This is a genomic window from Pseudoalteromonas sp. NEC-BIFX-2020_002 (assembly GCF_013002825.1).
GTDB lineage: Bacteria > Pseudomonadota > Gammaproteobacteria > Enterobacterales > Alteromonadaceae > Pseudoalteromonas > Pseudoalteromonas neustonica.
On the sequence record NZ_JABEPJ010000007.1, the window covers coordinates 67388 to 89350 of the forward strand.

Annotated in this window: 19 protein-coding genes and 2 pseudogenes; 6 read left to right on the forward strand and 15 right to left on the reverse strand. The window is 40.8% G+C overall.

All coding sequences use genetic code 11. The annotated features are described in order from the left end of the window. Positions 1 to 48: 48 nt before the first annotated feature. Positions 49 to 3042, reverse strand: coding sequence for a TonB-dependent receptor (locus HJP15_RS09705; RefSeq protein WP_170173630.1), 2994 nt, complete (start codon positions 3040 to 3042; stop codon positions 49 to 51). A gap of 468 nt (positions 3043 to 3510) precedes the next feature. Here HJP15_RS09705 and HJP15_RS09710 point away from each other — a divergent pair, with 468 nt between their 5' ends. Continuing rightward, complete coding sequence (locus tag HJP15_RS09710) at positions 3511 to 4479, forward strand: dihydrodipicolinate synthase family protein (protein ID WP_170173730.1); 969 nt, start codon at positions 3511 to 3513, stop codon at positions 4477 to 4479. A gap of 185 nt (positions 4480 to 4664) precedes the next feature. Here HJP15_RS09710 and HJP15_RS09715 read toward each other — a convergent pair whose 3' ends face one another. Together HJP15_RS09715 and HJP15_RS22420 are read right to left on the reverse strand one after the other, a co-directional pair. Continuing rightward, positions 4665 to 4982, reverse strand: coding sequence for a heavy metal-binding domain-containing protein (locus HJP15_RS09715; protein ID WP_054205931.1), 318 nt, complete (start codon positions 4980 to 4982; stop codon positions 4665 to 4667). 215 nt (positions 4983 to 5197) lie between these two features. Beyond that, positions 5198 to 5463: pseudogene (locus HJP15_RS22420) on the reverse strand (transposase); the annotation flags it as partial. A 21-nt stretch (positions 5464 to 5484) separates the two neighbouring features. Between HJP15_RS22420 and HJP15_RS21905 the strand changes: the two are divergent. Beyond that, on the forward strand, positions 5485 to 5553 hold the full coding sequence (locus HJP15_RS21905; protein ID WP_342884031.1) for a hypothetical protein: 69 nt from the start codon (positions 5485 to 5487) through the stop codon (positions 5551 to 5553). A 310-nt stretch (positions 5554 to 5863) separates the two neighbouring features. Here the strand turns inward: HJP15_RS21905 and HJP15_RS09725 are convergent, their stop codons facing one another. From HJP15_RS09725 to HJP15_RS09755, 7 genes and pseudogenes are all read right to left on the reverse strand, one after another. Next, complete coding sequence (locus tag HJP15_RS09725; RefSeq protein WP_170173631.1) at positions 5864 to 6256, reverse strand: DUF5071 domain-containing protein; 393 nt, start codon at positions 6254 to 6256, stop codon at positions 5864 to 5866. A gap of 744 nt (positions 6257 to 7000) precedes the next feature. Beyond that, entirely contained in the window at positions 7001 to 7426 is a 426-nt protein-coding gene (locus HJP15_RS09730) for a hypothetical protein (protein WP_170173632.1), read from the reverse strand. 352 nt (positions 7427 to 7778) lie between these two features. Then, positions 7779 to 8753, reverse strand: a complete 975-nt coding sequence (locus tag HJP15_RS09735; protein ID WP_170173633.1) for a transposase — start codon at positions 8751 to 8753, stop codon at positions 7779 to 7781. Next, positions 8716 to 9731, reverse strand: a pseudogene (locus tag HJP15_RS22425) (reverse transcriptase domain-containing protein). The gene HJP15_RS09735 and the pseudogene HJP15_RS22425 overlap by 38 nt, the downstream one beginning before the upstream one ends. A 590-nt stretch (positions 9732 to 10321) precedes the next feature. After that, positions 10322 to 10738 carry a hypothetical protein gene (locus HJP15_RS09745; RefSeq protein WP_170173634.1) on the reverse strand — a complete coding sequence of 139 codons (417 nt, stop codon included), beginning with the start codon at positions 10736 to 10738 and terminating at the stop codon, positions 10322 to 10324. Positions 10739 to 10858: 120 nt separating this feature from the next. Then, positions 10859 to 11110, reverse strand: a complete 252-nt coding sequence (locus HJP15_RS09750) for a hypothetical protein (RefSeq protein ID WP_170173635.1) — start codon at positions 11108 to 11110, stop codon at positions 10859 to 10861. A 497-nt stretch (positions 11111 to 11607) separates the two neighbouring features. Then, complete coding sequence (locus HJP15_RS09755) at positions 11608 to 12414, reverse strand: hypothetical protein (RefSeq protein WP_170173636.1); 807 nt, start codon at positions 12412 to 12414, stop codon at positions 11608 to 11610. A 240-nt stretch (positions 12415 to 12654) separates the two neighbouring features. On the opposite strand from HJP15_RS09755, the gene HJP15_RS09760 reads away from it, so the two are divergent. Then, positions 12655 to 13623, forward strand: coding sequence for an integron integrase (locus HJP15_RS09760; protein ID WP_170173637.1), 969 nt, complete (start codon positions 12655 to 12657; stop codon positions 13621 to 13623). A gap of 93 nt (positions 13624 to 13716) precedes the next feature. On the opposite strand, the gene HJP15_RS09765 is transcribed toward HJP15_RS09760, so the two are convergent. From HJP15_RS09765 to HJP15_RS09780, 4 genes are all read right to left on the reverse strand, one after another. Next, the gene (locus HJP15_RS09765; protein ID WP_054205919.1) at positions 13717 to 14385 is read right to left on the reverse strand and encodes a GntR family transcriptional regulator; all 669 of its coding nucleotides are present in this window, start codon (positions 14383 to 14385) and stop codon (positions 13717 to 13719) included. 344 nt (positions 14386 to 14729) lie between these two features. Continuing rightward, the gene (locus HJP15_RS09770) at positions 14730 to 16226 is read right to left on the reverse strand and encodes an aldehyde dehydrogenase (NADP(+)) (protein ID WP_054452171.1); all 1497 of its coding nucleotides are present in this window, start codon (positions 16224 to 16226) and stop codon (positions 14730 to 14732) included. 13 nt (positions 16227 to 16239) lie between these two features. Further along, the gene (locus HJP15_RS09775; RefSeq protein ID WP_170173638.1) at positions 16240 to 17241 is read right to left on the reverse strand and encodes a 4-hydroxyproline epimerase; all 1002 of its coding nucleotides are present in this window, start codon (positions 17239 to 17241) and stop codon (positions 16240 to 16242) included. Positions 17242 to 17244: 3 nt separating this feature from the next. Then, positions 17245 to 17463, reverse strand: a complete 219-nt coding sequence (locus HJP15_RS09780; protein WP_054452175.1) for a hypothetical protein — start codon at positions 17461 to 17463, stop codon at positions 17245 to 17247. A 269-nt stretch (positions 17464 to 17732) separates the two neighbouring features. On the opposite strand from HJP15_RS09780, the gene HJP15_RS09785 reads away from it, so the two are divergent. The 3 genes from HJP15_RS09785 to HJP15_RS09795 all read left to right on the forward strand — a co-directional run bounded on the left by HJP15_RS09785 (position 17733) and on the right by HJP15_RS09795 (position 21083). After that, positions 17733 to 19022 (forward strand): NAD(P)/FAD-dependent oxidoreductase, encoded by a 1290-nt coding sequence (locus tag HJP15_RS09785; protein ID WP_170173639.1) that lies wholly within the window; start codon positions 17733 to 17735, stop codon positions 19020 to 19022. A 25-nt stretch (positions 19023 to 19047) separates the two neighbouring features. Next, the gene (locus HJP15_RS09790) at positions 19048 to 20268 is read left to right on the forward strand and encodes a M24 family metallopeptidase (RefSeq protein ID WP_170173640.1); all 1221 of its coding nucleotides are present in this window, start codon (positions 19048 to 19050) and stop codon (positions 20266 to 20268) included. Between the two features lie 155 nt (positions 20269 to 20423). Beyond that, positions 20424 to 21083, forward strand: a complete 660-nt coding sequence (locus HJP15_RS09795; RefSeq protein ID WP_170173641.1) for a DsbA family oxidoreductase — start codon at positions 20424 to 20426, stop codon at positions 21081 to 21083. Positions 21084 to 21146: 63 nt separating this feature from the next. Here the strand turns inward: HJP15_RS09795 and HJP15_RS09800 are convergent, their stop codons facing one another. Further along, complete coding sequence (locus HJP15_RS09800) at positions 21147 to 21893, reverse strand: SIMPL domain-containing protein (protein WP_170173642.1); 747 nt, start codon at positions 21891 to 21893, stop codon at positions 21147 to 21149. Between the last annotated feature and the right edge of the window lie 70 nt (positions 21894 to 21963).

Below are 21963 nucleotides of genomic sequence, written 5' to 3' on the forward strand. Positions count from 1 at the left end.
GGTAAAGTTATTACCTTATTGTTATTTAACAGCATCTTACCAGGGAATTTAAAACTCTATACGCGCGGTTAACGATACATAACGCGCACCTTGTCGGCCTGTCACCAATCCATAGTCAGGGTTAAGCTCTAAGCCATCATCACCATACTGCGCACGCTCTTCATTAATCGAAATGGCACTGTCACTATCAAGTAAATTATAAACAGTGCCTTTTAATGTCATATCAGCGCCAAAAAAGTCTGTGTAATACGTAAGCGACATATCTATATTTGTAGCCCACGGTAAATTACCTTTGCTTCCACGCGGAGCTGGGTTACCATTTTCATCATAATGTGATGCTTGGTCGTAGTATTTACTGGCACATGCATCCCATGGACTGCCTTTTGCACAGCTATCGACTCCTTCAGGGTGCACTGAGAAATAACTCTTAGGTCGACCCGACGCAGTACGCGCAACTAAGCCTAACGTTAACGAGTCTGTAATAGTGTAAGCACCGCTGAGTTTAATAGCGTGGCGATGATCATTTGGTAAATTACCATAACCATGGTCCATCAAGTCACCGTAGTCATATGACGTTGTCCAGCCCGGATCCGCTTGGTTATTATCGGTTTTGACGAGTCCTTCCGTGTTGCCATAACTATGAGACCACGTATATGACGTATTAATGCGTAAATCGTCTGTTACATTGCCGTCTAAAGTAAACTCAAGTGCTAAATATTTTCGTTGTGCCGCAGGAAGTGAAAGTTCCTCTGCACTTAAATTAACATCATCAACTTGGCCGTCACCATCAAAGTCATACGACATTTGAATCGCTTCGCCGGGATTATTAAGGACATAATACGAACCCTGACCGACATTATCGGTTATGCCCATTTCTGCTAATTTTTTAGCTAAAACAGGGCCTACATCAGTGTCTTCTACACTGCGACCTAAATCACGGTAAATGGCACGTACACCAGCTGACATGGTATCGAACACTTCTTGTTGATAACCAATGGTAAATTCATCACTGTACATAGGCTTTAAAGAGGCTGATGCTATTAAGCCTGGCTCAGTAATACCACGTTGGCGCCAGCGCCTATCTCGCAGCATTTCACCACGACTTGGCGAACCATCGGTCATTAAGCTTGGCGCTCCGTTACCATCTAGCTGATCTAAATCGAAATATTCAAACCACTCTACTGACGCAGACCCTTGAGTGATATTCATATTGGCAGACACTGGCTGGAAATAACGTCCATAGGTTGCAAAAACCTTTGAGCTGCCATCACCTGATAGATCGTAGATAGCTTGTAAGCGTGGCGCAATTTGACCATCAATATCTACAAAAGCACGGCCATCTGATACCGTATTTTCAAATTCGCTGTATCGAACACCTAAATTAAGCACTAAATTATCAGTCGCCTGCCAAGAGTCGTTAATATAAAATGCCAATGAAGAAACGTCTGACTCTACGTCACGAGTACGGATGCGACGTTCAATATAATCACTACCGACCGCTGCGCCTGATACATCATTTTCGCCCGCAGTTTTTACTGTCCACCAACCTTCTGCATCACCAACACCGTTCTGGCCTGAATGAGATACCACATCAACTTTGGTATAATCCACACCAAATTGAATTGAATGTGCATCTAAATCCCAACTAAAATCGATACGTGCTTGATCACGAGTGTACTCCTCTTCGCTAACCGCGGAATTAGTGTGTTGGCTTAGCGTAACAGAGCCATCACGTGCATCCCATACACCAGGGTTTGGCGAGGCTACAACGTTTTCAACATTTTCAGTAACGCGCCCTATTACCGCAGAGACAGAAAACGTATCGCTAAGGTAACCATTATAGTTAATGCTATATACATTACCGCCGTCTTCACCCGGCGCATCCACACCTTGTTGCGCACCTACAACATTGTCTTTCCAGCTATAAGCAAAGGTTTTATCAGTCCATGTACGTTTGTTGTTCATGGCTGAAAAGCCTACTGAATGGTCTTCATTAATAAACCAATCTACTTTGGTAAACCAGCGATCTTCATCACGCTCAAAATCTGAGAACGTCGTTTGACCTGCGCTATTAGACTCCTCACGGCGCGGTGCAAATAAACCATAAAAGAACAAAGTATCTTCGATAATCGCACCACTGGCCCACAATTGCAGTTCTTTAAAGTCGTAACTACTTTGCTGCGTATTGGTGCTTATCGTGCCATTATCTTGAAATATTGAGTCATGTTGGCTGCGTAAGCTATTTGGATCCCAGCGTACTTCAGCACCAAATTTAAAGTCATTATCACCTGATTTAGAAACAGCATTAACAATACCGCCTAATGCGCCACCAAATTCAGGACTCACGCCGCCCGTTTTAACTTGGGTTTGCGAAATAGCTTCCCACGGCAGGCGTATTGAACCCAACCCGGTACGAATACTCGTCACATTTAAACCATTAAAGTAATAGCCATTTTCAGCAGCAGACGAGCCACCAAAGCTCGATGCACCTTTAAAGTTTGAGCCACCCGGTGCAACAGTACCCGGCGCTAATAACGCAATACTTTCAAAACCCGTATTTACTGGCATCGCTTTAAGCTCAGCGTCGCTAAATGTTAAGCCCGACGTAGAAGACGCCATATCAACACGACGGATCGCAGCGCCAGTTACCGCAATGCGCTCCATATCGGTACCCGCTTTATAAAGCTGTACATCAAGAATAATTGATTGTCCAATCGTCACAGAAACATTTTCTTCTGTTAGTGTTTGGTAACCATCTTTAACAATTGTCACATCATACGTACCTACTGGTACATTACGCAGCAAATACTCACCTTGCGCATTACTTGTAATTGTATAAACCAAGCCCTTGCTTTTATGCTTTAGTGTGATTGTTGCGCCAATTAAATCCGTACCTGCCTGAGCCACAACATGGCCTTTTACAACACTGCTACCATCTACCGCATGCGCAGCAGGTGCCATCATTAACGCAGCTGTAACCGCCGTTGCTAATAATGTTTTAACGCCAACACCCCGAGTTTGCTTTTTATTATATGTAAACATGAATATGTTCCTTGATCCTGTTGATTTTTGTTGTCTGTCTAACCTCAGACGCAAAAAATATACACTCATTACATATTGTATACAATATTAAATATACATTTATTTCACATATCATATAAAAAATATGTTTCATTTGAAAAGAGAACAGCAATAAAAACAAGGAAAGTAGGCGGGAGTTTACCTCGCGCAGTTTTATATATTTGAAGATCCGCGCGGCATAAAACCCCGCCTACGTGAAATATAAACCACATTATTGAGCATAGCTCTAGGCGAGTCACTTTTCATACTCTAAGTGCTTTGACGCTAGTTTGGTGGGACTCTTCAAATCTGTCGGCTATTATTCAACTTTAAGGTAGATGTCAGATTTATTTATATTTAGCTTTATTTTTATCCCGGCCTTGCCGAAGTTAATTTTACTGATACAATAATTGCATAATGTATACAATATAAAACAAAAGAGAGAATATGATGGAAGCAAGCAGTAAAGATTGGCGATATACAGTTATGCCGGCCGTATTTACATGGCTAAAAGAGTCAGAATCTGGAGTCCTTGAAATTGACCTTGAAGCAACACAAAAATACGCTGCTGATATTTTAAAAGTTCAAGGTAAACATGGAACTAGAATGGGTGGGCTGGTTGGCTCTGGTACTCTGGGTGAGAATAGCTACCTAAGTTCTGAGCAGCGCCTTTCTTTGCTAAAAGCCCTTTCTAGTGTTGCTAATGAATACAATGTTCCATTGATCAGTGGCGCTGCGGCAGAAACGAAAGAAGAACTTGCTAAAATCGTTAAAGAGCTAGCAACAGTTGGTGTGGATACCGTTATGGTAATGCCACCAAAAACAAAAGTAGCACCATCTGATGAACAAATGTATGCGTACTACGCACTTTCTGCAGCAGCGGCAAAAGAAGCCGGCATAACAATAATGCCTTATAACAACCCTGATGCGGCCGGCTATCATGCGCTCTCAACTGATCTTCTTACAAGACTTGCAGCCCTGCCTGAAGTAACCGCGCTTAAGATATCGACTATAGACGTGTCAGTTATTGAAACAATGATACTAGAGAACAAAGATTTAAAAGTGCTGGCCGGTGTTGATACCGTAACGGTACATGCAGGGCTCGCTGGTGCATGTGGTGGAATTACAGGCGTTGGGTGTATATTCCCAAAAGCGAGTATTACTATGCAAGAATATGTAAATAACGGAGAGTGGGCTGAGGCAAATAAAATTTCTCAGGCGATGAATTCTATCTCCTACCTTGATGCACAACCGTTACTTTTAGAGTACCTAAAATTTGCTTTCGGAATTCATCATAACGATGCCAACGGCGGGCTTCGTACCTTTGGTAAAAAGTTAACTCAACCGCAAATTGATGACGTCCGCGCACGATATATCAAAGCAAAAGAAAGACTTGAAATTCTGGGCTTAATAGATTGATCTTTTAGAATATTCGCAAAGAAAACTCCGCTTTACGGAGTTTTTTTGTATCTACAGTTTAACTGTTATTGTTACATCTTGAGCTATTCAATATTCATGCTAATTAAACGTCATAAAAACAGGGGAAACACCAATGTTAAGATGAGTGGTGTGGAGCTGGAGGCTAGAGAACTCCGGCTACCCGGTTATGTTCGAAATTTAACAGCTGTGCCAAACACTAATATTTCTGATGCCCCATCAGTAACTGAGCTAGTTGTAAATCGTATTCCTACTATTGCATCGGCATTTAACTTTTTTGCATCTTCTATTAATCGTTCTACCGCTATATTTCGAGCTTCCATCAACATCTCGGTATAGCCTTTGAGTTCGCCGCCCACAATACCTTTTAAACCAGCCATGATATCTCGACCAACATGTTTAGACTGAACCATGTTCCCATTGACGATGCCCAATACAGCTTCAATTTCCTTGCCAGGAACAGTTTCCGTTGTCGTATAAATCATAATTTCTCCCTAGAACATAACGAGCCCGTAGAACAACTCGTTTTAATTTATTTTTATTGATGCATCAACCATAGCTGAGTTCCTATTTTGGTTCAATCGGTTACTTCTATTTCACGTAAATATAAAAAGAGGACTTGGTGTTGTTTTAATCGGCGTTTTGAAAGGGATTGCAGGTGTGTGAGTGGTTTATTTAAAGTGATAAGGGGTTACCCTTATTAATGCATCGTGTTTCTCAGCTTTTCTAGATTATGAACAAGGCAATACAGTTGCCGCAGAATAAAGTGAATGCATTCACATTAGTTTGTCCGCGTAAGGTCAATTTATTCATGTCTTTATTGACTGTAATATTGCGCTTTTTACCTCAAGAAAGACAGGCTCAATACTGCCGAGTCTTTTACCATTACTTTATAAAACATTGTCGTCGTTCCAATAGACTGTCTATTTTGACCTTCATCTTGTCAATGTAGCTCATTTTCAGCCTGCCAATGCTTATTATCTAACGGTGGATTTAGATCATTGGATCCGCCGCAGGATAAGAATGTGCTACTGGCGGCGATGGCGCTCTTTATAAAGGGAATAGTACACACTAAAGTTCGCAGTTTAATGAAATTGGGGGTTAGCGTGCGACTCGCCAGAGCCTGTGGTATCACAGTACCAAAAGTAGGCGCTTGGAAACGAACGCCCTTGTAGAAGCTCAAAAACAAAAGGAATTAACATTGCGCTAGGCAATGACTACTTAGCATCACAAGGTTTAGTGTCATTGAAAGATATTTGGATCAATATTCATTACAGGAGATGAACCGCCCATTGCACTTCCTGTCAATAAAAAGCGCATGATGGGTGGTTTGGGGGCTGGAGATTAGAAACCTCCGGCTAACCGATTATACGCAATGACTGTAATAGAACACAGCTTCTCTTGCAATTAAATTAACACCTTCATCTATTTCAGATTGAGTAGGAGAGTTAATAATTTTAACAACCTCAACTAAAGCTGATTCCATTACTTGTGGTTTCAGTTTCATAATTAAATACTCAATGGCATTACACTTCCAGATATCATCATTACCCAGTAAGATTTCATTGATAAACGGAACTAAATCATCGTTCGCCTGTGATAGTTTTTCCGCAACAGGTAATGCCACTGGCCAATTAATATCTTGAAGCCATGGAAGTAGTTGCTCAAAATATAATGGCAACTCCGAATTAGGGATAGCTTGTAAGTTAATGCATGCATCTAAATCATGTTTATTTTGTGGCACAATGTTCGAATTCATATTTGCGTATAACTTTAAGCTAAGGGGTGCTGATACGTGGGGCATAATGGCGAAGCCGCCCCGCGTATAGGCGTCCCAGCGACCGAAGGGAGAGGCTTAAGCGCTTTGTTAGCAGTCATTGTTTAAATTACCTCTTAAGCTTTTTAAAACTCGAAGAAGACTAATTGTAAGACATACAACTGCAACTGATGGAGAGTAAATCATTAGCAGCTCCGTCAAAGACAAGGAATCATTTTCTTGATAACTATATTCTGATACGACACCTGATAAGACACTTAGAACCAGTACCGTTAGACAAGAGAAAACGAGCAGCCGAGAATCCTTGGAGTTAACGCGACGATTTAATTTAACTGAGCCCACTAACAAAGCTATAAAACAAGCGCAGATGACAAGTGCATCTAAGGCGTAAAAAAGAAATTCCAGTAAAGTAAAACCGTACATTTCATATATTACTTGCTTAAAAAATTCCATTTAACTTAATCCTAAAACCTGACTGCTAACGAGGCTGTAGAATAACTCTAACAGCCAAATTCAATTAAAAAACGAGCTCCTGTAATTAACTCTAAGCGTTTTTAAAGCATTAGGTAATGCATTTGGAACCCATAAAACAAGCTGTTTTTCTTAAAAAAGAGTAATTCTACAGCCACAACGCCGCAATAAGCGGTGAGTAACAGTTTGCTAAAATGTGAAACGAAGTGGAACCGAGCAAACTGTTACGAATCCGACTTAATTGCCTTGTTATACCTACTTAATAGGTAAATCATTAATTTTATATATTGCTACTGGCCCCGCACAAAATGTAATTAACCCACCTTTGCGTTTCTGTCGTTTATAATAAACAGTAATGGAAATCTTGTCTAACATACTAGGCTCAACTAGAAAAGTGGATACCATATAGTTTTTTAATTCTGGATTCTCCGTCAGTTGATAAGGTACTGTTACATTTGTAGGAACGGATAACATTGACTCGTCTATGTTATTACCAAATGAAATGTCTGCGCGAAAAGCAATTGCTTCGCCAAACTTTAAAGGGTAATAAACCGAGACATCTAATGACCTAAGGTGACTTTCTTTAGTAATAAAAGCGGCTATACCGTTTTCGGGTTTACCATCTGAACATGCAAAACTAGATAATGAAATAAACGAAAATATCAGAATTAAAAATTTCACCGTGCCCCCTGTAGGTATAACGAGGCTGTAGAATAACTCTAACAGCCAAATTCAATTAAAAAACGAGCTCCTGTAATTAACTCTAAGCGTTTGTAAAGCATTAGGCAATGTATTTGGGACCCATAAAACTGGCTATTTTTCTTAAAAGCAACAACAAATTAGACAGCCATTCTAATTGAGCCAACATCACTATTCCACTAGATTTACTTTTTAGGTTATGAATTTACTTTTTATTAATGGGTTGCTTTCATTCCATCCATTAAATAAGTTATTAGTACTCTAAAGCCTAAATTACGCGCATAATAATAACTGCATAATTGCAGTTTTAACTTTTTACTGAGGACTTTTAACTTTATGCCAGCAGCTTTTCGCTGTTACTGACGTTGCTACGCCGTTTTCTGTTCAAGTGTTCACAGTAACTCTCTTGTGAGGTCGTCCTACCTACTGCGCCATGAAATACGCGTGTAAATTGCGTGGTCAGTTTTAACCAATTTTCTGGGGAGATATTGACTCTTTCTAGTAAAGGTAAATGTGTGTTTTCAATATACCCGCGTTTGCCTTCTCTTATACAACGCCCTGTTAATTCAACCAGTTCAAGGTACGATTTAAGCTCAAATGGTAACCCTTTTGGCATGATTTGACGTGGCATGCCTGCAAAGCGTAATAGTTGTTTTGGTTGCTTGCCCTCTGTTGCGCTTCCAATGCGTTTTTGTACACTGGTGTGGTCAGATGTTTCCGGTGTTTGTGCCATTTTTGCTCTGATTGGGTTTAAATCTACATAGGCCATACAGGCGGCGAGTGCGGCTTCATCTAATAATGCTTGGGATTTAAAGCGCCCTTCCCAGAATCGGCCTGTACAGTTATCTTCCTTATTGGCTTTACGCGCAATGTCTTCATTTAATAATCGCATAAACCAGCTAATACTTGCTAGCCGTTCACGGTATTGTTTTACTGTTTGATTAAAAAAGATAAGTTCAGTTTTACTTAGCTTCTCACCTTGCATGTACTTTTGAGTAAGCAAAGTGCCCTTACAGAGTTTATGCCAACGAATAACAATCGCTTTATCATTTAGTCGATTCGCTTTTTTATCATCTACATACAGGACTAAATGAGTGTGGTTACTCATGACTGCATAGGCACACACATCAATGCAAAATGCCTTCGCCAATGTGAGTAGCTTATCTTCAACCCAGCCTCTGCGATGCTCAAAAGACTTCCCTGTAAAACGGTCTTCCCCGCACAAGAAAGCACGACGAACGCAACGTGAAATACAGTGATAATACTTTGTATCAACCAAACTTACTTGACGCCTTCTTGCAATTGCCATGTGACACCCAGATTATATTTTGCACTAACTCAAAGTTAGTGCAAAATATAAAAAATACAAACTTTAGGATGGGTGTCATCGTTGTTTCACTCGGGTGAAATCGACTGAAACGCAGCAGTGAGGTTTTATCCTCTGCTACCTCTAAGTTGAACCTCTTGAGTCGTTTTGGCAACACCTTGTAAAATCGCTCTGCGTCGTTGGCGTATTGAAACGCACACACAAAATCATCGGCATACCGGATGAGCATCGCGCGACCATGCATTCGAGGTTTTACTTTCTTTTCAAACCATAAGTCGAGTGCGTAGTGCAAATAGATGTTCGCCAGTACTGGGCTAATGATCCCCCCTTGCGGCGTACCGCTTTTCGGGGTTCAAACACCCCTTCCGGTGATTTGATACGGGCTTTAAGCCATTGGCTGATTAAACTCAGCATGGCTTTGTCATCAATACGTTGTTTGAGCATCTTCATCAGCCAGTCGTGGTCAAGGTTGTTGAAGAAGCCTTTAATGTCAGCCTCCACAATGTAACCGTATCCTTTAAACTGAAGGTTCAACGCTAAACTGTGCACCGCTTGATGAGCGCTTTTATTCGGTCGGTAGCCATAGCTATTGGGCAGAAAGTCCGCTTCCCAGATACTTTGCAATATCTGGCTCACGCCTTGTTGCACCAATTTATCATCCACCGTGGGCAACCCCAGCGGTCGCTGTTTGCCATTTGCTTTGGGAATAAAGACACGTTTGATGTCATTGGCTCGAAAGCGCTTATGCTTAAGGGCATCGCTCAGTCGAGTAATGTTGCTAATGAGTTGCTGCTTATAAACAGGCATGGTAATGCCATCAATACCGGCCGCAGCCTGCTTATTGAGCTGATCCCAACTTTTATACAAGCAATCTTCCCTTAGTAATCCGTATAAGTTCTGAAACCTGTGTTTGGGGTGTCGCTGTGATTTAAATGTGATCGCGTTTAGTTCGGTTATCATAGTGGTTCCAGCCCTACATTGTCCGGCCTATGTGTCTGCTAAACACGTGATATAACTGCCAGCCCCTTCGCCATGTGATCGGCTTTCCCGTCTCAAACTACTACGAGCTGGTCTGACTGCCAAAGGGTCATCGTTGGCCTTGCTTTTTGGCTTAGCTTCCCTACCGCGTCCTTGCGGAACACCCTTGGCTCTCTCAAGTTCCTAATGCATCTCTTTAACCATGCCACGGCTTAATAACTCCGCTGACTCGCCACAACCTCACTCATTACGGTTGCTTTGCATGGACTTCGGTGGCGTTGCAAACCTCGTCAGTCAGACTGTATTTATCGGAGCGATGCCAGCACTTCAGGGACACGTATCCCCTGTGGCCTACTTAATTCTCTGTGTACGCTTCACCTAGCTTGTTCGCTGAAAAAAATTCAGCTCCGCCATAGGCGCAACACTCGATACGGGTGGTGAGTTAAACCTTACCCGACAGGGACTTGCACCCTGCAAGATGCATCAAGCTTCGCTTGACGCACTAACGCCTAAATAACAGGCTAAGTAATGGTTGGCTAAAATTGTGTAGCGAAGCGAAACGTAGCCAACTGTTACGTGTCCTTGTTGATTTTCTTGTTAGCCGTTTCAACTTGAAAGCGCAATAGCGTCGTTTCATATTGAATTTGCATATCAAGATATATTTGTAAATTTTTTCTCCATGAGCGAAATCCCATGATAGCCCCAAATATTGAGAATATTAAAATCCATAAACATGTTCCCATTAAGAAACCTTTATCAGAATCTATTAATTCGAGTCTATTTTGAAAAAATTTGAGTTTCTTTTTTTCTAAATCCTTTAAATCCGTTTTTGCTTCCAATTCCATAATAGAAATTTGATTATTTTGATAGTTTTTTGAAAAAGTGTCGTATACATTTACAAACGCATATGCACTTGTAAAAATTAGAGCTATACAAAATATTGCGATAAATTTATATAAATTATCTGTAGGCAGAGATTTTACATCCATGTTGATACTCCTTGAACGGCTAACGCTTTGCTCAAACGGAAAATAACGGTTGGCTATAATCGCGAAGCGATGGCCAACTGTTATTTTCCGTTTGAGCAACTTGTTATATTTTATATTACGCTAAACCTCTACTGTCCAACGAGGTTGAAATGAATTGCTAGTTTCTTCGACTAAAATAATATTTGAGACGAATAAGTTTCTTGTGCCACCTTTTTGGATATCATAGCAAAAAAACTTTTCAGTCCCTGCAGTCACTCTGTAACTGTAGGGTTCAGCTTCTCTTGTTTCAACAGAGCCATCTTTTTCTCGGGCAGTGATCATGATTGTATGAAGATTTTGACCTGCTGAATGGATGGTATCTTTAATGCTCATATAACTCTCCTTAGTTTGAATAAAATATAACGCCTCATTAAGAGGCAAAAAATAGTTGGTTAAAATAAGCGAGACACGAGCAAAAACCAACTGTTTTTTGTCCTGCTTAAATGCCTTGTTATGCGATTTTCAGATTACAATAACATACTATTTGTATAAATATTAACGGCATGCAATGCACGTTTTAAAAGACCATTGCATTGTGATGCTCTAAACCGTGAATTTTGAGCCACACGATAAAAACTTAATTTACCACTAACCTACTTTGGCGAAAAACTGTTTAGCCATAAGTTGAAACAGACTTACTTACGAATAATTTGCCAAGTAAAAGAAAAGGCAACAAACGATAAACCTTTCATAAAATACAACGGGTGCAATAACATTTAGTCGAATTCTCAATGCCGCATAACGCCTCACTAAGAGGAAAATAATTGCTGGCTAAAATAGGCGACGAAGGAGCAAACAGCCAACTGTTATTTGTCCTTTTAAGTGATTTGTTAGTTTCCATTTTCAACAAACTTATTCAACAACTTTTCAGTTAGCATTTGCGCCTGTTCAATATCTTGAAATTCCATATTTTGATGAATACGCTGCTTGATAAAATCTAATTTCAAATAAATATCGTTATCCTCTACTATTTTTAACCCAAAGTCTGCATATGCTATGACTTTTAAATAGTTTGGGTTTCCAGTGTCAGGATCGTAATTTTGATACTCTTTTACCAGCCTTAATATTGACTGCTCTCCACCAGTCAAAGCAACACTTTCGGAAAGGCGGTATTTCAATTTATTAAATTTAACTCTTTGCTTTATTGTGTCTTCTCTGCTTAATTCATCTAAGCCTTTACTTTGAAAATATTCTCTATCCGAAACAGCCCATAACTCTGCTACGGCATTATCGGAACCTAATTCAATTGCTTTAAAAAGTAATTCAACAAAATCATCAGATATAAAATTAAATTGTGAACAGCGCTCAAAACGAGACAAAACCTCTTCGATATACTCGTAGGGCTCACCCACCTCATTTACTTTGCTCATCCATTTATCAAGTTCATCTTGAGTTTTGGGTATTGCGCTGCAACGACGTATTTCTTTTGCTTCAAGTAAGTATTCTTCTGCGGATGCAAGTTCACTAACACCTATATCAGTTTCAATCGTTGATTTTTCTTTGCGCTTTAAGTCTTTAGAAACAGCGTTTTCACTATCATTTTTATCGCTAAACTTTTCAATTTCACTATGTTCTTTTGGAATAAAATAGAAAACAACCAAGGCCAAAATTGATATAGCAAGAGCAAATTTTTTCACGAAACCTCGACAGGAAACTAACAACTTTATCAAAGGACACTTTCCTCTTTTTATGAGCAATGCATGTCCCCTTAATTGTTTTTCATATTAATAACAAATCCTGTAATACATTGCCAGCTTTAAACTTTAAGTCAGGCTATTCTTTTATTAAAATACAGAAAAGAGGAAAAGGTCCTCATTTCTTGACTTAGGAGGAAAAACGCCAATACTGTATATAAATACAGTTAACTGAGATTTAAAATGAAAACTAAATCCCCTTTTCTTAATAGTATTATCAACTATATGTATAGCCATCACTATGCTAAAAAATCTATTGAAACTTATGTATTTTGGATTACTGCCTATATCCATTTTCATAATAAGCGGCACCCTACCAGTATGGGCAATAATGAAGTAGAAATATTTTTAAATCACTTAACAGTCACTAAAAAAGTGGCAGCGAGAACACAAGCAACCGCTTTAAATGCACTTGCTTTTTTATATAAACATATTATTAAGAATGAGCTTTCATTAGATTTAAATTTCATTAAAAGTAACCGTCAGCAGAAACTTCCTGTCGTACTTACACAAACTGAGGTATCGCTATTTTTTAGAAATATAAATAAACGACATTATTTGATAGCAAGCCTGCTATATGGAAGTGGTTTACGGCTGATGGAAGCAGTAAAAATAAGAGTTCATGATATTGACTTCGACTATAAAAACATACGTATTTGGAACGGAAAAGGTAATAAAAATCGTATTGTGACACTTGCTGAAGAATTAATACCAATGCTAAGAAATCAAATAATTCAAGTTGATGAATATTTACAGTTAGATTTAAAAAATGATGCGTACGCCGGTGTATGGATGCCTTATCGACTTAGTAAAAAATACCCAAGCGCTAATAAGTCATTACAATGGCAGTTTCTGTTCCCATCACATAAATTAAGTACAGACCCTGAAACAGGAGAAATAAGACGCCACCACTTAGATCATTCAGGGGTAAGAAAGGCAGTAAAATTGTCTTCGGCAAGAGCACAAATTAATAAACACGTTACTCCGCATACCTTACGCCATTCTTTTGCAACACATTTACTACAAAGTGGTGCTGATATTAGAACGGTTCAAACTCAATTAGGCCATAGCGATGTGCGAACAACTCAGATATATACGCATGTTTTACAACAAGGTGCAAATGGCGTGATTAGTCCATTCTCTAGGTTATAAAACAGGTAAAAAGGACAGCCGTATATTTTTGTCAAATAAATTTAACGCGTTAAAGCACATTATATGAATGTGCTAGCAAAAGTTTACGAAAAGCTACCTTTTTTCGTCTTCTATTTTAAGTAGTAGCTTTTTAATGTCGTTTTTGGCACCCAATATATGTTTTTTCAAAAAGTCACAGGCTTTTTTAGTATCTTTTGCGCGGCAAAACTCTAGTAAAGTACGGTGTTCTTCTGGCGCTGTAGTTAGGCCACCGGCTAACAATATATGCATACGAACATAACGCTCTGAATTTTTACTATACATGTCAACCAGCTCACGGGTTTGTGGTCTCTCTGCGCGGCTATAGAGTTTGCCATGAAAACGGCTATTTAAATCGCCCGTGGCTAGGTGGGTATCGCCTGCATCCATGGCGCTTTCAAGCTCAGTTAAAATAAGCTCTGCGTCGATTAAATCTTGATCTGTTAAACCACCTATTGAATGGCTTAGTAGCTCGGCTTCAAGCAACGCTCTTAAATCAAAGATTTCATCAATTTGTGATGCTGAAAGCTCTGTGGCCGTGGCTCCTTTGTGTGCTTCGAAGTTAACAAGCCCTTCGGCTTCAAGCTGCAATAGAGCTTCACGTACAGGAATACGGCTTACGTTCATCTCTGTTGCCAGTGCCGCTTGACGTAAAGGTTCGCCGGCTTTAATTTCACCAGAAAGAATTTTTGCGCGAATTGCTTCTGCGACTAATTGGGTACGGGTTTTGTGCTCGATAGCCATGGTGATCCTCTTATACCAATCGTGTTAAGTTACTGACCAATTATAGCGACAGGTAAATGGAGTGATAACAAGGCATAAATTTTGACATGGTGTTGATCTCGGCAATTGCTCCTGCATTGCTCTACCTCCTGCATCCATGCAGTCGTACATGAAAAATTTATAACGCAGTTAGCGCTTTATTTAGCTCGCTAGAATGGTTAAATATTTAAGTCGATTGGTATTATATTGCATTTGGCATACATTATACTCAAATTCACTCATATGCCAAGTTAGAATCTGCCTGAACCCTCTATAAATAGGGGATAAGCGGGAAAATACAATCTGTAAATCCCGCCCAATAAATCTTATGCTTGATAACAAATTGGTCGCATAAAACGTAACATTGCATTTGTGCCCACAGAGGTGCTGCGTACATCGGTTGAGCTGGGGAATGGCCCACCGTGGTTCATTGAACCGCACACTTCAACACCTGTTGGCATCTGATTTTTTATCAAACGGCCTACTTTATATTGCAGCGCTTCGATAAGGCTATCGGCTTTGTTTAAATCAGCTTCAGTGCCATGAACACTGGCTGTCAGCTGCCCTTGTAATTGGTTTATCAATGTCATGAGCTGGGCTTCACTGTCGTAGCGCACCACTAATGCAGCAGGACCAAACACTTCATCTTGCAAAGCAGGGGTTGTTAAATAATCATCGGCATTGCACGCGAATACATGCGCATTGGCATGAAACGCGTGCTCAAGCTTGCCTTTACCCAATACGCTTAGCTGATCAAGTTGGCAACGTTCTGCTATTTGCTGTTTAAACGTGTTAACAATTCCTGGTGTAAGTAAAGTATCTGACGCGGCATCATTAATGCACGTGGTAATGTGTGCTTCAAGCTCATCACATCCGGTTGGTACTAACCAAAGCCCAGGGCTGGTACAAAATTGCCCGTTGCCCATAAGCATTGACTGGCAAAGTGACTGTGCGATTTCTTTGCTGTTTTCAATCGCTTTATTGGGCAAAATAACTTGTGGGTTAATACTGCCTAATTCGCCATAAAATGGGATTGGCTCTTCACGATTCGCAATCGTTGCTTGCAGCTTGCTTGCCACATTAAATGATCCGGTAAAACCCACCGCTTTAATTGATGATGCTGCAACTAGCTGATGCGACATGTCATACGCTTTGCTTTGTATCATTGCAAATACCCCTAAAGGCATCGCACATTCTTTTATAGCGGCAAACGCTGCACGTGCCATTAGCTCACCTGTACCAGGGTGCGCTGTGTGGTTTTTTACAATCACTGGGCAACCTGCTGCCAGTGCTGCTGCCGTATCGCCACCCAGTGTTGAAAAGGCGTACGGAAAATTAGATGCACCAAATACAGCAACAGGCCCCAGTGGTAAATAGTTAAGCTCAGTGTGTGGTTTAGGCAAAGGCGCTCTTGTGGCATCGGCCTCATCCACTATTTTTAAACCCAGTGGTGATGCAGGGTTTTCGCGCAAGGCACTGGCAAACGCTTTAAGTTGATTTACGGTGCGCATGCGCTCGCCTTGTAAGCGTGCAAGCGGTAGGTTGGTTTCTTGATGTGTTTGCTCAAGTAACTCATCCCCAAGCGCTAGAATGTGATCAGCAATACACGTTAAAAAATCAGCTCGTTGTGCAAAACTGGTTTTACGGTACTCATAAAATGCCGATTGCGCGGCCTCTATGGCACCGTCTAATTCAGTGGCACTGAGATTAAAAAAGCGCGTTGGTAGTGGTTCATTGCGTGCTGGAGAAAATGCGTTAAATTCACCATTCGCTGAATCACCAACCCATTGCCCTGCGACTAAACTTTGTCCTGTTAATGTCATGCTTTGCTCCTCATTAAATTACTTGAAACCCAAATGCGTATGGGTCATCGTCATCCACAGTGATCGCGCTTGTGCCCGTCACCCTAGACCAGCCTTGAATACTTGGTAAAATAGCTGTTATGCCTGCGATTTTTGTTACGTGTTCAATGCAACCAATAAACTGGCTGCCAATATAACTTTCGTGAATAAACTTTTGCCCTTGAGCCAACTGCCCTTTGGCAAATAGCTGTGCCATACGCGCGCTGGTGCCTGTTCCACATGGCGAGCGGTCAATGGCTTTATCGCCATAAAAAACAGCATTTGCTGCATCTGAATTGGCACTTTTTGGTGTGCCTGTCCATAAAACATGGCTTGCACCTTGAACGGTTGGATCAAGCGGGTGAGTACATTGAACTTTCGCGTTTATCGCATCACGCACCAGCGGGCTATACTGCAAAATTTGCCCAGCGGTTAAATGTTCAATGCCTTTATAATTACACTGTGGCTCAACAATAATGTAGAAGTTGCCGCCATAGGCGATATCTACTGTCAGCTCGCCTAATTCAGGCACTTCAATAACGATCGACTGGTGTGCTAAATAGGCGGGAACATTATAAATTTTTACCCACTGCACTTTGCCATCAGTCATTTCATAATTGATTTGTACACGCCCAGCAGGCGTGTCCAACAGCAGGATTCCGGGTACTTTTGCATGTAATAAACCATGCTCTAAAGCAAACGTGACAATGCCCATTGTGCCGTGGCCGCACATGGGTAAACACCCTGATGTTTCAACAAATAAAATGGCTGCATCACCATCTTCTGTGGTGGGCGGATATAAAAATCCTCCCGACATCATGTCATGACCACGAGGCTCAAACATCAGTGCTTGGCGTATCCAATCATGATTTTGCAAAAAATCTTGACGCTTCTCACTCATACTCAGCCCGCTCAATTGTGGATGACCACTGGTTATGAGCCTAACGGGGTTACCACAGGTATGCCCGTCAATACAAAAAAAGGTCCCTTTGAGCATAACTTAGTCCAATTTAAATTTTGTTAAGTTAATAGGGCTTGCCATCACTTGACTATAAAGCGAGACGTCAGCTGCTTGCTCCTTTGCCATTACAATCATGCCGTGAACACCTTCGTTATTAAGTTCATCGATCATTTTTACTGTTGTTGCACAATTAATGGCGTCGTCTGCATAAAACTGAGTCGTTACTGCTGCACAGACACCTTGCCAAGTTACTGTCATTTTAATTACCTGATTGATGTTTAGACTTGATATAGTAAGTATATTGTATACAATAATCAATATCCCGACTTAAAGTTTGTTAGAAGGTTTATCTTTAGAGGCTTTTTAAAAGTTGGGAAAAACTATTTAAGCAGCTGAAAAACAATGCTTATTTACTGATTTAAAACAGCAGGATTTTTTTCATAAATCACGGTTTAAAGTGAGATGCAATGTATACGCGCCTGTAAATCAAGTGCTTAGTATTACTTTTATAGAAGAGGTAAGTTATTTTGGCGGATAAAAAAAACCAGCAAGTCGCCGTTATCGGCGCCGGTATTATTGGTATTTGTAGCGCATTACAATTACAGCGCGCAGGTTTTGCAGTCACCTTATATGATGAAAGTGGTTTAGCGCAAGGGTGCTCAAAGGGCAATGCAGGCCACTTTGCTACTGAGCAAGTGTTTCCGCTTGCGCACCCTTCTCTATTAAAAAAGCTACCCGGTATGTTATTCAATCCATTAGGGCCACTTCGGATTGATTGGCGTTATGGGTTTCAAGCCCTGCCTTGGTTTTGGCAATTTGTTAAAAATATGCCAAGTACAACTTACCGTGCTAACACACAGGCACTTAAGGCATTAAACCAACTAGCGATCCCCGCTTATGAGCGCTTACTCAGTGAGTACCATTTAGGCCATTTATTAACTAAAAAAGGCAGCTTATTGACCTTTGAAAGCACTCCTCTTAGTAAAATTGAATCCATGCTAGACAGCTATCTTGATCAGGGTATTGCAGTGGAGTTACTTGATGACGAACACGTACGCCTACTAGAGCCCAATTTGGCTAAAACAATTACCTACGCTTTATTATTTAAAGACGTGGCCCACAGTGTTGATCCGCATTTATTTTGCCTGCACTTAGCTGAGCAATTCAGCGCTTTGGGCGGCCAATTTTGCCAACAAAAAATAACCGCGATACAACCAGTAAAGCAAGGTTATACACTCAGTTATCATGATCAAAAAGTCACAGCTGATAAAGTAGTCATCGCCGCAGGCGCATGGAGTAAAACACTCCTTAAACCTTTAGGCTATAAAGTCCCCCTTGATACTGAACGCGGTTACCATTGTATGCTAGCCAGTAATTACGGCCTTTCACGCCCTGTGGCCTCTGCCGAACGTCACTTTATTATGACCCCGATGAGTCAAGGCCTGCGTATTGCAGGCACCGTAGAGTTTGCCGGCACCGAGCGTAAAATGAATAACAAACGCGCATTGGCATTATTACCTAATGCTAAAGCACTCCTTAATAAGTCAGCCATTTCATTACATGCTAGCAGTACCTGGATGGGGTGTAGGCCATCGCTACCAGATTCATTACCTATCATTGGCAGCGCCCCAAACCACGATAACCTGTATTTTGCTTTTGGCCACCAGCACTTAGGATTAACGCAAGGCGCTGTAACCGCAGAATTAATAACCGCACTGTGTTTAAACCACCCGCCGCAAATAGATATACACCCTTATTGTGTTAGCCGCTTTTCAACGCAACCCGCTTGCAGTAAAGCACAGCCACACGCACAATAGCCGCATATAAATAAAGGAGAGCACCATGACAACATTCGGTATTGGTACGCAAAATAAAGAACAAGCACTCGCAAGCCTAAGCGATATGACGGGCGATTTAACGCCTATTCAAGCTGATGAACACCTAGCACGTATTGCCAACGCACAAACCTACATGCAAACTAATGGTATTGATGCAATTTACCTAAATGCAGGAACTAACCTAACCTACTTTACCGGCATGCGTTGGTATGCCAGTGAACGAATAGTGGGTGCAATATTACCGGCTAAAGGCGACGTACAATACATAGCTCCGTTTTTTGAAATTGGCTCACTTAATGGTTTTAAAGTTATTGATGGGCCTATTCGCGGTTGGCAAGAACACCAAAACCCTTATGCCTTATTTGTTGAAATACTCGCAGAGATGGGCATTGCTGCTAATGGCACTGTTGGCATTGACGAAAGCGCACAGTTCTTTATTTTTGATGGTATAAACAAAGCACAAACCGGCTTAAAACTGGTTAATGCACAACCCGTTACCGCACATTGTCGTATGCATAAATCAGCCAACGAATTAGCATTGATGCAACGCGCTATGGACATGACTTTAGCAGTACACCAAGCAACAGCCAGCATGCTACATGAAGGCATTAGCACGAGCGAAGTAGAAGCTTTTATCAAACAAGCGCATCAAAAAGTCGGCGCACCAGGCAATTACTTTTGTATCGTATTATTTGGGCTAGCAACGTCATTTCCTCATGGCGTAAAAGACCCGCAAATTCTTAAAAAAGGCGATATGGTATTGATTGATACGGGTTGTAAAGTGCATGACTATCTATCAGACATTACGCGTACCTATGTATTTGGTGAAGCAACGCCGCGCCAACGCCAATTTTGGGATTATGAAAAAGCCGCGCAAATTGCCGCCTTCAACGCCGCAAAAATTGGTGCGCCTTGTGAAGCAGTCGATGCCGCCGCGCGCAGTTACTTGGCTGCCCAAGATTTAGGCCCAGAATATCAAACGCCAGGTTGCCCGCATCGCACTGGTCACGGCATTGGTTTAGACATACATGAATGGCCTTATTTAGTGGGTGGCAATAAAACCCCACTCGCAGCAGGCATGTGTTTTAGTAACGAACCTATGTTAGTTGTACCTGATGAATTTGGCGTACGCTTAGAAGATCATTTTTACATGACTGATAACGGCCCTAAATGGTTTACCCAGCCGAGCCACAGCATAGAAGACCCATTTGGTTTAGCTAATTAATTTACTCTCAACTAGCCTATCATTATTCACTGCACGGTAAATTCTTACCGTGCAGTTTACGCACTTATTTTTATAAATTGAAAATCACGCCACTTGAATTAACCCCTTAACGCCTGCATATAGACCTGTACACACTGTAAAAAATAAGCTCACCGATGAAAAAGCTAAAAATCGACATCGTTTCAGACGTAATGTGCCCGTGGTGCATTATTGGTTATAAAAACCTTGAAACAGCCCTTAAGCAATTAAGTGACGAATTTACAGCTGAGATCAGCTGGAAACCATTTGAGTTAAATCCGGATATGCCAATCGAAGGGCAAGATTTAAACGAACATTTAGCACAAAAATACGGCCTGAGCGAAGAGCAAGGCGAGGAAAACCGCAAGCGTATTTTAGAAATGGGCGAACAAGCGGGTTTTGCCTTTAACTTTGATGGTAAACGCATCATGATCAACAGCTTTGATCTGCACCGCTTACTCACTTGGGCTGCCAGTGAAGGCAAACAAACCGAGCTAAAACTGGCATTATTTAAAGCCCACTTTACCGATTTAGTCTTTTTGAACGAGCAAGAAAACCTACTTGATGTAGTACAAAGTGTTGGCCTTGATAGAGCCCGCGCAAAAGAGATTTTAGACTCAGGTGAGTATTTTCAAGACGTTCGCAGCGAGCAAAACGCGCTACAGCAAATGGGTATCACCTCAGTGCCAACGTTTATTATCAACGATCAATTCGCGCTTACTGGCGGCCAACCAAGCGACGCATTTGTGCAAGCATTTAAACAAATAACCGAGCAAGAAGCGCAACAACAGCAGTAAAATAACAAGCCACGTAATTCAGAAGGTCACCTCTTAACTTGACGTGGTTTTTCAGCCTAAACATCAATTTTGGTTAGATGTCGTCCTATTGACTTCTAAATCAAATACAACACTAATTGATGCTGAAAAAACAATATTTTCTTGTAAATACTTGCCAGGGCGAACTGCTTCGCTGATCCTTGAGCCAGTCACTTCGATACGTTCAATATTATTGTTTGCGCCATATCGATTAAAATGCTCATTTGATGTTGAGTTTATACTATAAATTTTTCCTAATTTGGCACCAAATGCATTCGCTAAGGAACTCGCTTTTTCTTTCGCATTATTTACAGCCATCGCCCTTACTTTTTGTTTCAACGGCTCTTCATCAGATGACTTTAATTCAATGCTTTTTATTTCATCAATTTTTACAGTTAAAGCAAAATCGAGAAACGTATTTAAACGCTTAATATCATGCAAAGTTACTTTAATGCTTCGATTAGCAATGTAACCCTCTAATTGTTGTTTATCATCATCCGAATATGAATAACTAGGTTGTGTCGTAATCCTAGATGCTGAAACGTTATCTTCATTAATGTTAAACGTAACCAGCCCCTCTAAAAAATTGTTAACTCTGTTATCAATATCTTTTTTGGCGCCTATACTCGTGGCTTTCAAGCTTTCAACTTCAAATTTAATAACGGCAATGTCGGGTTTGGCTTGTAGCTTCGCCGTACCCACAATCGAAACATGGCGATTGTCGGGCAAACTGTTATTTGCATATGATAATGCAGAAAATACCAGCAAAGAAAAAATAGATAAATAATTCATAAAACCTCCGATTAAAAAACCAATTACCAGTGACACCCATATTTTTTAACACGCTATTTCATAAGTCATA

Excerpts from the sequence above, each read along its gene's own strand:
- HJP15_RS09705 (WP_170173630.1), bottom strand. The coding sequence starts at position 3,042 with ATGTTTACATATAATAAAAAGCAAACTCGGGGTGTTGGCGTTAAAACA.
- HJP15_RS09710 (WP_170173730.1), top strand. The coding sequence starts at position 3,511 with ATGGAAGCAAGCAGTAAAGATTGGCGATATACAGTTATGCCGGCCGTA.
- HJP15_RS09715 (WP_054205931.1), bottom strand. The coding sequence starts at position 4,982 with ATGATTTATACGACAACGGAAACTGTTCCTGGCAAGGAAATTGAAGCT.
- HJP15_RS09725 (WP_170173631.1), bottom strand. The coding sequence starts at position 6,256 with ATGAATTCGAACATTGTGCCACAAAATAAACATGATTTAGATGCATGC.
- HJP15_RS09735 (WP_170173633.1), bottom strand. The coding sequence starts at position 8,753 with ATGGCAATTGCAAGAAGGCGTCAAGTAAGTTTGGTTGATACAAAGTAT.
- HJP15_RS09745 (WP_170173634.1), bottom strand. The coding sequence starts at position 10,738 with ATGGATGTAAAATCTCTGCCTACAGATAATTTATATAAATTTATCGCA.
- HJP15_RS09750 (WP_170173635.1), bottom strand. The coding sequence starts at position 11,110 with ATGAGCATTAAAGATACCATCCATTCAGCAGGTCAAAATCTTCATACA.
- HJP15_RS09760 (WP_170173637.1), top strand. The coding sequence starts at position 12,655 with ATGAAAACTAAATCCCCTTTTCTTAATAGTATTATCAACTATATGTAT.
- HJP15_RS09765 (WP_054205919.1), bottom strand. The coding sequence starts at position 14,385 with ATGGCTATCGAGCACAAAACCCGTACCCAATTAGTCGCAGAAGCAATT.
- HJP15_RS09770 (WP_054452171.1), bottom strand. The coding sequence starts at position 16,226 with ATGACATTAACAGGACAAAGTTTAGTCGCAGGGCAATGGGTTGGTGAT.
- HJP15_RS09775 (WP_170173638.1), bottom strand. The coding sequence starts at position 17,241 with ATGCTCAAAGGGACCTTTTTTTGTATTGACGGGCATACCTGTGGTAAC.
- HJP15_RS09780 (WP_054452175.1), bottom strand. The coding sequence starts at position 17,463 with ATGACAGTAACTTGGCAAGGTGTCTGTGCAGCAGTAACGACTCAGTTT.
- HJP15_RS09790 (WP_170173640.1), top strand. The coding sequence starts at position 19,048 with ATGACAACATTCGGTATTGGTACGCAAAATAAAGAACAAGCACTCGCA.
- HJP15_RS09795 (WP_170173641.1), top strand. The coding sequence starts at position 20,424 with ATGAAAAAGCTAAAAATCGACATCGTTTCAGACGTAATGTGCCCGTGG.
- HJP15_RS09800 (WP_170173642.1), bottom strand. The coding sequence starts at position 21,893 with ATGAATTATTTATCTATTTTTTCTTTGCTGGTATTTTCTGCATTATCA.